The 10,201-nt window shown below is 74.7% G+C and carries 7 protein-coding genes and 1 pseudogene; 7 read left to right on the forward strand and 1 reads right to left on the reverse strand.

All coding sequences use genetic code 11. From position 1 onward, the window contains the following. From AAHH18_RS08865 to AAHH18_RS08890, 6 genes and pseudogenes are all read left to right on the forward strand, one after another. Positions 1–225 (forward strand): annotated as a pseudogene (locus tag AAHH18_RS08865) (sugar ABC transporter ATP-binding protein); the annotation flags it as partial. Beyond that, positions 222–1,274, forward strand: a complete 1,053-nt coding sequence (locus AAHH18_RS08870) for an ABC transporter permease (RefSeq protein WP_283320493.1) — start codon at positions 222–224, stop codon at positions 1,272–1,274. The pseudogene AAHH18_RS08865 and the gene AAHH18_RS08870, both read left to right, overlap by 4 nt. A gap of 91 nt (positions 1,275–1,365) precedes the next feature. Further along, the gene (locus AAHH18_RS08875; protein WP_343301367.1) at positions 1,366–2,430 is read left to right on the forward strand and encodes a substrate-binding domain-containing protein; all 1,065 of its coding nucleotides are present in this window, start codon (positions 1,366–1,368) and stop codon (positions 2,428–2,430) included. Positions 2,431–2,533: 103 nt separating this feature from the next. Beyond that, complete coding sequence (locus AAHH18_RS08880; RefSeq protein ID WP_343301372.1) at positions 2,534–3,676, forward strand: Gfo/Idh/MocA family protein; 1,143 nt, start codon at positions 2,534–2,536, stop codon at positions 3,674–3,676. Positions 3,677–3,734: 58 nt separating this feature from the next. After that, positions 3,735–4,739 (forward strand): sugar phosphate isomerase/epimerase family protein, encoded by a 1,005-nt coding sequence (locus tag AAHH18_RS08885; protein WP_343301368.1) that lies wholly within the window; start codon positions 3,735–3,737, stop codon positions 4,737–4,739. An 81-nt stretch (positions 4,740–4,820) separates the two neighbouring features. Next, positions 4,821–6,290 (forward strand): RNB domain-containing ribonuclease, encoded by a 1,470-nt coding sequence (locus AAHH18_RS08890; protein ID WP_343301369.1) that lies wholly within the window; start codon positions 4,821–4,823, stop codon positions 6,288–6,290. Positions 6,291–6,353: 63 nt separating this feature from the next. Here AAHH18_RS08890 and AAHH18_RS08895 read toward each other — a convergent pair whose 3' ends face one another. Next, positions 6,354–6,569, reverse strand: a complete 216-nt coding sequence (locus AAHH18_RS08895; RefSeq protein WP_343301370.1) for a hypothetical protein — start codon at positions 6,567–6,569, stop codon at positions 6,354–6,356. A gap of 500 nt (positions 6,570–7,069) precedes the next feature. Here AAHH18_RS08895 and AAHH18_RS08900 point away from each other — a divergent pair. Further along, positions 7,070–10,201: VCBS repeat-containing protein (locus AAHH18_RS08900; RefSeq protein ID WP_343301371.1), on the forward strand; the 3,132-nt coding region annotated here is incomplete at its 3' end.

Genomic DNA, 10,201 nt, shown 5'->3' on the forward strand with positions numbered 1-10,201 from the left:
CGCGGGGTGGACGTCGGCGCGCGCGCCGAGATCTACGGCCTCGTGCGCCGGCTCGCCGACGAGGGCGCGGCCGTCGTGGTCGTGTCCAGCGAGATCCCGGAGGTGCTCGGCCTGGCGGACCGGGTGCTCGTCGTCTCCGAGGGGCGGGTCGTCCACGAGGGCCCCGCCGCCGCCATCGACGAGCACGCCGTGCTCGACCTCGTCATGGAAGGGAGTGCCGCGTGAGCGAGCACCAGGTCTCGACGCCGACGGCGGACGAGTCGGTCCGGGTCGAGCGCGCGGCCCCGTCGCCCGGGCGGACCCGGCGCGGCCCGGCCTCCGGCGGCGCCGCCCGCACCCTCGGCCTCGTCATCGCGCTCGCCGCGATCGGCGTGGTCGGCTACGTCACCGCCGGCAGCAGGTTCGCCAGCGTCGACAACCTCCTCGTCGTCCTGTCGACCGCCTCGATCATCGGGGTGATCAGCATCGGCATGACGTTCGTCATCACGGCCGGCGGCATCGACCTGTCGGTCGGGTCGGTGCTCGGGCTCGCGTCGGTGTGGGCGACCACGCTCGCGACCCAGACCATGGCCGAGCAGTACGGCTGGATCGTCATGGTCGGCTGCGCGCTGCTCGTCGGCGTGGCGGCCGGCCTCGTGAACGGCGTGCTCGTCGCCTACGGGAGGGTGGTCGCGTTCATCGCGACGCTCGCCATGCTCGTCGCCGCCCGGGGGCTCGCCGAGCTCATCGCGCAGCGTCGCACCCAGCTCGTGACCGTGTCGTCGTTCTCGTCCACGTTCAAGGGCGACCTGCTCGGCGTGCCGAAGATCGTCTGGATCTTCGCCGCCGTCGCGGTCGCGGGCTGGTTCCTGCTGAACCGCACGACGTTCGGCCGCCGCACGGTCGCCGTCGGCGGCAACCCGGAGGCCGCCCGGCTCGCCGGCATCGCGGTCCGGCGGCACACGATGCTGCTGTACGCGCTGTCCGGCCTCGCCGCCGGGATCGCCGGGGTCATGATGCTGGCCCGCACCGGCGCGGGGTCCTCCACCAACGGCCAGCTCTACGAGCTGGACGCGATCGCCGCGGTGGTCGTCGGCGGCACGCTGCTCGCCGGCGGCCGCGGCACCATCGTCGGCACCGTCCTGGGCGTCCTGATCTTCGCGACGCTCACGAACATCTTCGTCCAGAACAACCTGGACTCCTCGGTCCAGGCCGTCGCCAAGGGCGCGATCATCATCGCCGCCGTCCTGCTGCAGCAGCGCTTCACGACGCGCTCCGCACCCCGCACGACCTAGCCGCCGGCGGCCTGGCGCACCGCGTCGCGCCCGCTCGGAGGCCCACCGCACGACACCCACCCGCCCGCTGGACATCGTCGAAGGAGATCCCATGTCCGCTCGCCCGACCCTGCGCCGCCGCCGCACGCTGGCGTCCGTCGCCGTGCTGTCCGTCGCCCTCCTGACCGCCTGCACCTCCAACACCCCGGCCGAGGAGGACGACGGCGACGCCGACGGCGGCACCACCTCCCAGCAGGCCGTGTCCGACAACGACGAGGCCGGCGAGGAGGTCGTCATCGGCTTCTCCGCCCCGGCGGCCGACCACGGCTGGATGGGCGCCATCACCACCGCCGCCCAGAAGGAGGCGGAGAAGTACTCCGACGTCGAGCTCCGCGTCGCCGAGGGCACCAACGACGTCAACCTCCAGATCAGCCAGATCGAGCAGTTCATCAACGACGGCGTCGACGCGATCGTGCTGCTGCCGTTCGACGGGGCCGCGCTCACCGACGTCGCGACCAAGGCGATGGACGCCGGCATCCCGGTCATCAACGTCGACCGCGAGTTCTCCAGCCCGTTCGCTTCCCGCGCCACCGTGCTGGGCGACAACTACGGCATGGGCGTCTCCGCCGGCACGTACATCTGCGAGCAGCTCGGCGACGACCCGGGCGCCGTGGTGGCCGAGATCGCCGGCATCGACTCGCTGCCCCTGACCCAGGACCGCAGCCAGGGCTTCGCGGACGCGCTCGACGGCTGCGGCCTCGAGGTCAGCAACCGCGTCGCCGCGGACTTCACCGTCCAGGGCGGGGAGCAGGCGGCGGCGAACCTGCTGCAGGCGGCGCCGGAGATCGACGCCATCTGGAACCACGACGACGACCAGGGGGTCGGCGTCCTGGCCGCCATCGAGAACGCCGGCCGCGACGAGTTCTTCATGGTCGGCGGCGCGGGCTCCGCGAACGTCATGCGGGAGATCCAGTCCGGCGACTCCGTCCTGCAGGCCACCGTCATCTACCCGTCCACCCAGGCGGCGGACGGCATCCGTCTGGCCCGGCTCGTCGCGCACGAGAAGTCGCTGAGCGACCTCGCGTCCTCCGGCGTGCCGCGCACGGTGCAGCTCTACGCACCCGTGGTGACCGCGGACAACGTCGACCAGTACATCGACTCGGCGTTCGAGTCCTGACCGGCGGGCGACGGGGCCGGGCGCGTGCCGGCCGGCCCCGTCGCCCCCAGCAGAGGAGGGTCTCGTGACGGACGGGACGACGACGGCGCCGCTGCGCGTCGGGATGGTCGGGTACGCGTTCATGGGCGCGGCGCACTCGCAGGCGTGGCGGACCGCGCCCCGGTTCTTCGACCTGCCGCGCACGCCGGTGATGCGGGTGCTCGGCGGACGGGACGCGGGCGCGGTCAAGGCGGCCGCGGACCGGCTCGGCTGGGAGGAGTCCGTGACCTCGTGGCAGGAGCTGGTCGCCCGGGACGACGTCGACCTGGTCGACATCTGCACCCCCGGCAGCACGCACGCCGAGATCGCGGTCGCGGCGCTGGAGGCCGGCAAGCACGTGCTGTGCGAGAAGCCGCTCGCGAACACCGTCGCGGAGGCCGAGCTCATGGTCGCCGCCGCTGAGGCCGCCGCCGCGCGGGGCGTGCGCTCGATGGTCGGCTACACCTACCGGCGCGTGCCGGCGGTGCGGCTCGCCCGCACCCTCGTCGAGCAGGGCCGCATCGGCACGGTCCGCCACGTGCGGGTGCAGTACCTGCAGGACTGGCTGACCGACCCCGAGGCGCCGCTGTCGTGGCGGCTCGACAAGCAGGCCGCGGGCTCCGGCGCGCTCGGCGACATCGCGTCGCACGCGGTGGACCTCGCGCAGTACGTGACCGGTGAGCGGCTGACGGGCGTCTCCGCACTGCTCGAGACGTTCGTGCGGGAGCGCCCGGTCGCCGCGGACTTCTCCGGTCTGCACGGCACGGCGGGCACCGAACGGGGGCCGGTGACCGTCGACGACGCCGCGGTGTTCCTGGCCCGGCTCTCCGGCGGCGGGCTCGGCGTCTTCGAGGCCACCCGGTTCGCGACCGGGCGCAAGAACGCCCTGCGCCTGGAGGTCAACGGCGAGCGCGGGTCCCTCGCGTTCGACTTCGAGGACATGAACGTCCTGCACGTCCACGACGCCACCGAGGACGCCGCCGTCGCGGGGTTCCGCCGCGTGGTGGTGACCGAGCCGCAGCACGCCTACATCGCGCACTGGTGGCCCGCGGGCCACGGCCTCGGCTACGAGCACGCGTTCACGCACCAGGTGGTCGACCTGGTCGGCGACATCGCCGCCGGCCGCGACCCCCGCCCGTCGTTCGCGGACGGGCTCGGGGTGCAGCGCGTGCTCGAGGCCGTGGAGCGCAGCGCCGCCGACGACAGCCGCTGGGTCCCGCTGCCCTGACCCCCGACCTCGTGGGTCGCCCGGCCGCGACCCGCCCACCCGACAAGGAGCGCGCACCATGGCACGACCCGTCACGCTGTTCACCGGCCAGTGGGCCGACCTGCCGTTCGAGGAGGTCGCCCGGCTCGCCTCCGAGTGGGGCTACGACGGCCTCGAGATCGCCTGCTGGGGCGACCACCTGGACCCGTGGCGCTGGGACGACGACGCCTACGTGCAGAGCCGGCTCGACGTCCTCGAGCGGTACGGCCTGCAGGTCTGGGCGATCTCGAACCACCTCAAGGGGCAGGCGGTCTGCGACGACCCGATCGACCAGCGCCACCGCGACATCCTCCCGGACGTCGTGTGGGGCGACGGCGACCCCGAGGGCGTCCGGCGGCGCGCCGCGACGGAGATGCAGCACACCGCCCGGATGGCCGCCCGCCTCGGGGTGAAGACGGTCGTGGGCTTCACCGGGTCGTCCATCTGGAAGTACGTCGCGATGTTCCCGCCCGTCTCCCAGGCGGCCGTCGACGCCGGGTACCAGGACTTCGCCGACCGCTGGAACCCGATCCTCGACGTCTTCGACGAGGTCGGCGTGCGGTTCGCGCACGAGGTGCACCCGTCGGAGATCGCCTACGACTACTGGACCACCGTCCGGACGCTGGAGGCCATCGGGCACCGCGAGGCGTTCGGCCTCAACTGGGACCCCAGCCACATGGTCTGGCAGGACCTCGACCCGGTGGCGTTCCTGTGGGACTTCCGCGACCGGATCTACCACGTGGACTGCAAGGACACGAAGAAGCGGATGTCCAACGGGCGCAACGGCCGGCTCGGGTCGCACCTGGCGTGGGCGGACCCGCGCCGCGGCTGGGACTTCATCTCCACCGGGCACGGCGACGTGCCGTGGGAGGACGCGTTCCGGGTGCTCAACACCATCGGGTACGACGGGCCGATCTCCGTGGAGTGGGAGGACGCCGGGATGGACCGGCTGCTCGGCGCGCCCGAGGCGCTGGCGTTCGTGCGGCGGCTCGCGTTCGACGCCCCCGACGCGGCGTTCGACGCGGCGTTCTCGCAGCGCGGCTGAGGGCCGGGGCCGCCCGGGGCCGGCGGGCGTCCGGGGCGCCGGCCCCGGGCGGGGTGCGCGCGGTCGGCCTAGGCTCGCCGCGTGCGCCACGTCCGCCTCCGCCCCGCCGCCGGGGACGCCCGTGCGCGACGCGTCGACGCCGCCGTCCGGGCGGGGCTCGCCGCGCTGCGGGACGAGCTCGACGTGCCGGGGGAGTTCGCCGCCGCCGTGCTCGCCGAGGTGGACGAGGTGCTGGCCGCCGGGCCGTCGGACCGCGGCCCCGAGCGGGAGGACGCGCGGGACGTGCCGTTCGTGACGATCGACCCCGCCGGCTCGCGCGACCTCGACCAGGCGCTGCACCTCGAGCGGCGCGGCTCCGGGTACCGCCTGCGCTACGCCATCGCGGACGTCGCCGCGTGGGTGCGGCCGGGCGGCGCGGTGGACGCGGAGGCCCGGCGCCGCGTGGTCACGCTCTACGGCCCCGACGGTCGCGTGCCCCTGCACCCGCCGCGGCTCTCCGAGGGCGCGGCGAGCCTCCTGCCGGACCAGGACGCCCCCGCGCTGCTGTGGGACCTCGACCTGGACGCCGACGGCGAGCCCACGCGCGTCCGGGTGCACCGGGCGTTCGTCCGCAGCAGGGCGCAGCTCGACTACGCCGGCGTGCAGCGCGCCCTCGACGCCGGCACGGCGGACGGCACGCCGGAGCTGCTCCGGGAGGTCGGGCGGCTGCGCGTCGCCGCCGAGGTCGCGCGCGGCGGGCTGACCCTGCCGACGCCGGACCAGGAGGTCGAGGTCGACGGGGCGGACAGGTGGACGCTGACCAGTCGGGCGACCCTGCCGGTCGAGGACTGGAACGCCCAGGTGTCGCTCCTCACCGGCATGGCGGCCGCCCGCCTCATGCTCGACGGCGGCGTGGGCGTCCTGCGCACCCTCCCGCCGGCCGACCCCCGTGACGTCGAGCGGCTGCGCCGGACGGCGGGCGCGCTCGGGGTGCCGTGGCCCGACGGCGCCGGGCACGCCGAGGTGGTGCGCGGGCTCGACGCCTCGGTGCCGGCGCAGGCGGCGCTGCTCACCGAGGCGACCACCCTGCTTCGCGGCGCGGCGTACGTGGCGTTCGACGGCGAGGCGCCCGAGCAGCCGCAGCACGCCGCGATCGCCGCGCCGTACGCCCACGCGACCGCGCCGCTGCGCCGGCTGGTCGACCGGTTCGTGGGGGAGACGTGCGTCGCGCTGTGCGCGGGGACCGACGTGCCGTCGTGGGTGCGCGAGGCGCTGCCGTCGCTGCCGGACGTGATGGCGGGCGGCGACCGGCGGGCCGCGGCGTACGACCGGGGCTGCGTCGACCTCGTCGAGGCGGCGCTGCTCAGCGGCCGGGTCGGGGAGGTGTTCGGCGGGGTGGTGGTCGACGTGCGCGACGACGGGACGTCGGGCGTCGTGCAGCTGCGCGAGCCGCCGGCGCGGGGGCGCGTCGAGGGGGACGCGCTGCCGCTGGGGACGGACGTGCGGGTGCGGCTGGCCGAGGCGTCCGTCGACCGCCGCACCGTGCGCTTCGCGCTCGACACCGGACGCTGACCGCCCCGCGCCCGTCGGACCCGTCCGCCCGCGGCGTGGGCGGGCGGGGCGTCCGGGGGCAGGTCAGGCCGGGTCGCCCGGGCCGGGCGCCGGGGTGACGGGCGTGGGCGGTGACGCCACGGCCTGCGACTGCCGGAGCGCGGCCTCCCGGCGGTCGACCTCGCGCGCGTCGAGGAACCCGTCCCGGACGGCACGGCGGACCACGAGGTACAGCACGAACAGCAGCACCGCCGGCACCAGCACGTACACGAGCAGCACGAACGCGGTCATCGAGGCCATGGCCCGACCGTACCGGCCGACGTCGCCCCCGCGGAGGTGCTCCGCGGGCCTCACCTGCGAGGAGCCGCTGCCACGGCTCCGGCCGCCGGCGGACGGATCGCGCGGTTCCCACAGGAACGTCGAGGCCCCGTTGACCCGCCTCGCGCCCGGGGTCATCCTGGCTGCCACAGGCACCACGGCAGCGTCGCCGAGCACGGTCGCCTGCGTGTGCAGCAGTGCCGGGCGCCGCACCCGGATCGGATGGCATCAGTCGTCCGCGGTGCTCGCCCCCGGCACGGGGGACGCCTCGGCGGACGGCTCGATGACGAGTCGTTCGAGGAGGAACGGTGCGAGACGGAGCTCACCAGGGCCGGGGCGGGGACTCACAGGACCGAGGAGTCCACCGGAGAGGGAAGCAGCTCGTCGCGGTCGGCGCGGCGGTCGCCCTCGCGGGGTGCGGGGTCCTCCTGGCACCACCCGCGACGGCGGCTCCGACGCTGCTCGACCGCGACGGCGACGGGGTGCCGGATGCCGCCGAGGCCCTGACCGGCATCGTCTGGACGAACGACGGCAGCTCGACCACCGTCACCGAGTCGGATCGGGCGGGCGGCTTCCTGCCCGGCCCCACGGTCGACACGACGGACGTCGTCGACGCCGGCATCGGGCCCACCGAGCACTCCGGGCTGGCCGACTTCGACGGTGACGGCCTCGACGACCTGTTCTGGGGCGGCGACGCCACGGGCACGGTCAACGACAGCTTCCTCGTCCAGCTCCAGGAGCCCGGGTCGACGTTCGCGGCGGCGGTGGTGTCGAACATCCCGAACTCCGGCATCGGGACGAGCGCGACGGACTCGACCGTGCTCGCGGACGTCACCGGCGACGGGATCCCCGACGTCGTCCTGCTCAAGGCGTCGGCCAACCCCGACACGGTCACCGTCTACCCGGGCACGGCGGCCGGGACGTTCAGCGTCGCGACGCGGACCACCGCGACGCTCGGCGGGAACCAGGACTTCGGGTCCTCGACCACCGACGTCACCGGACTCGCCGACGCGAACGGTGACGGTGCGCTCGACGTCGTCAACGCCCGCGCCAACAGCGTCGCGTTCTACGCCGGCGACGGCACGGGTGGGTTCGCCGCGACGCCGACCGTGTCGAGCGTGACGGGCGTGCTCGGTGCGACCGGCTCCGCGGCGACGACCGGGTTCGGCGACGTCGACGGCGACGGTGACGCGGACGTCGTGTCTCAGACGACGAGCTCTCCGTACCGCATCGTGGTGACGCTGGCCTCCGGCTCCGGCGCGTTCGGCCCGGTGGTGTCGACGTCCCTCTCCGCGGGCGGGTTCGGGTTCGACGGGAACCACGCCACGATGGTCGGCGACGTCACCGGCGACGGCCTCGCCGACGTCGTCGTCGCCGACGCGTCGGGCGCCCGCGTGGTGGTGCACCCGGCCACGACGGGCGGCCAGTTCGCGACGACCCCGACCACCACGGCCGGCGGCCCCGCGTTCGACGCCGGCATCACGACGTCGGAGTTCACGGGGCTCGCCCGGATCGGCACCGACACCGACGGCGACGGGACCCCCGACGTCTCCGACACCGACGACGACGGCGACGGGATCCCCACCCTCGACGAGGACCTCGACGGCGACGGCGACCCCCGCGACGACGACTCGGACGGGGACGGGCTCCCCGACTACCTCGACACCGTCGTGCACAGCGCGGACGCCGACGGCGACGGCGTGGGCGACACCCTCGAGTGCCGCGCCGACATCCTCTGGGTGGCCGACGGGTCGACCTCGGTCTACAGCGGCGTGGGCGTCGCCTCCAGCTACCGGTCGAACGGGGACGGCACGTTCCAGCAGGCGGTCGACGACCGCGGGAGCGCGCTCTCCTTCGTCGACCTCGGGATCGGCACGAACGAGAACACCCTCGTCGCGGACGTGACCGGCGACGGGCAGGACGACGTCGTCTACGCCAGCAACACGGGCAACCTGGCGCGGGTGTACCCGCGTGACGCCGTCGGGCGGAGGTTCAGCTCGGTCGTGCAGACCCCCGGGCTCGCCGCCCCGTTCGGGTCGGGACCGCAGCAGGCGACGATGGTCGGCGACGTGAACGGCGACCGGTTCGCCGACCTCGTGCAGGCCGACGAGGCGGGCGATCGGATCTGGGTCTACCCCGGTGCCGCCTCCGGGGTGTTCAGCTCCACGCCGGTCGTGACCACCGTCCCCGGGTCCGACTTCGGGCAGGACGCGGAGGTCCAGACGACGCGTCTCGCGGACGCCGACGGCGACGGCGTGCAGGACATCGTGTTCGTCTCCCGCGGGACGACGTACCGCTACGCCGACACGTACCTCGGCAACGGGGACGGGACGTTCGCGGCCGCCGTGCGCACACCGAACCCGAACTTCGCGGTCGGGTCGGACACGTCCTCCACGCGGCAGACCCTCGTCGCCGACGTCACCGGCGACGGCCTGGCCGACATCGTGTCGGTCGACGACGGGTGGGCGTACACCGTCGTCTGGAAGGCGCTCGGTGGCGGGAGGTTCTCGTGGAACCAGATCCGCGGGCCCCTCGCGTCGGCCGTCGGGTGGGGGTCGTCGGCGAGCGAGTCGACGCTGCTGCGGGACGTCGACGGCGACGGCCTCGCCGACCTCGTCTACGCGAACGCGACGAGCGACACGTCGCGGACCCACCTCGCGATCGGCCGGGGCGCGTTCTCGCCCACCGGGATCGTGACGTCGCTCGCCGGCTCCGACTTCGGGGCCAGTGCCGTCGAGATGACCGCGATGGCGACCTCGGGCGCCGACACCGACGGGGACGGACTCGTGGACTGCGCGGACGTCGACGACGACGGCGACGGCGTCCTCACGCGCGACGAGCTGACCGCGCTGGGCGTCGTCCACGACCTGGACGGCGACGGCACCCCCGACTACCTCGACACCGACGACGATGGCGACTCGCTCGCGACGGCCGACGAGGACGTCGACGGCCGCGGTGACGTGCGCGACGACGACACCGACGGCGACGGCGCCGCGAACTACCTCGACGCGGACGACGACGGCGACTCGCTGGCGACGGCCGACGAGGACGTCGACGGCAGCGGTGACGTGCGCGACGACGACACCGACGGCGACGGCACCGCCAACTACCTCGACGCGGACGACGACGGCGACTCGCTGGCGACGGCCGACGAGGACGTCGACGGCAGCGGTGACGTGCGCGACGACGACACCGACGGCGACGGCACCGCCAACTACCTCGACGCGGACGACGACGGCGACTCGCTGGCGACGGCCGACGAGGACGTCGACGGCAGCGGTGACGTGCGCGACGACGACACCGACGGCGACGGCACCGCCAACTACCTCGACGCGGACGACGACGGCGACTCGCTGGCGACGGCCGACGAGGACGTCGACGGCAGCGGTGACGTGCGCGACGACGACACCGACGGCGACGGCACCGCCAACTACCTCGACGCGGACGACGACGGCGACTCGCTGGCGACGGCCGACGAGGACGTCGACGGCAGCGGTGACGTGCGCGACGACGACACCGACGGCGACGGCACCGCCAACTACCTCGACGCCGACGACGACGGCGACGGCATGCCGACCGCCTGGGAGGCCGACCACGGCCTGGACCCGCTGGAC

Origin of the sequence: Cellulomonas olei (genome assembly GCF_039548315.1) — a bacterium.
Taxonomy (GTDB): domain Bacteria; phylum Actinomycetota; class Actinomycetes; order Actinomycetales; family Cellulomonadaceae; genus Cellulomonas.